Annotated in this window: 1 protein-coding gene; it reads left to right on the plus strand. The window is 47.1% G+C overall.

What is annotated here, in order from left to right:
* Positions 1-81: 81 nt before the first annotated feature.
* Positions 82-501, plus strand: a 420-nt coding sequence (locus tag J0A66_RS21625) for a polysaccharide deacetylase family protein (RefSeq protein ID WP_206575925.1), incomplete at its 3' end; no start/stop codon positions are given.

Below are 501 nucleotides of genomic sequence, written 5' to 3' on the forward strand. Positions count from 1 at the left end.
GTAAAACATCAAAGCTTACTGTTGGATATTTTGATCCTGATCCGGACAGTGGAAGTGGTACTGTTTGGAAAGGGACGATAAATGAAAGATTTGCATACTTGTTTAAATGCGATGACGGTGGATGTGGAAGACTTCTTCCATGTGTCTGCTTTTGACAAGATTATTACTCCTGCGGATTGGGACAGTTATAAGCCCAGGGTAGATGCCAATACCCGACGTTTGCTGGATGTCTTTGCCCAGCATGGTGTTAAGTCGACGTTTTTTATCTTGGGCTGGGTGGCTGAACGTTACCCAGAGCTGATTAAAGATATCCACGCTCAGGGACATGAGATTGCTAGCCATGGTTATTCCCATCGCCGTGCTTATGAACAAACGCCAGAAGAATTCAAGGCAGACGTCCTGCGTTCTAGGGATCACCTGCAAGATCTGCTGGGGGAATCGATTGCGGGCTATCGGGCGCCCAGTTTCTCTATCGGCTACTCCAATGAATGGGCTTTTGAG

It is taken from the genome of Bowmanella dokdonensis, from assembly GCF_017254865.1.
GTDB lineage: Bacteria > Pseudomonadota > Gammaproteobacteria > Enterobacterales > Alteromonadaceae > Bowmanella > Bowmanella dokdonensis.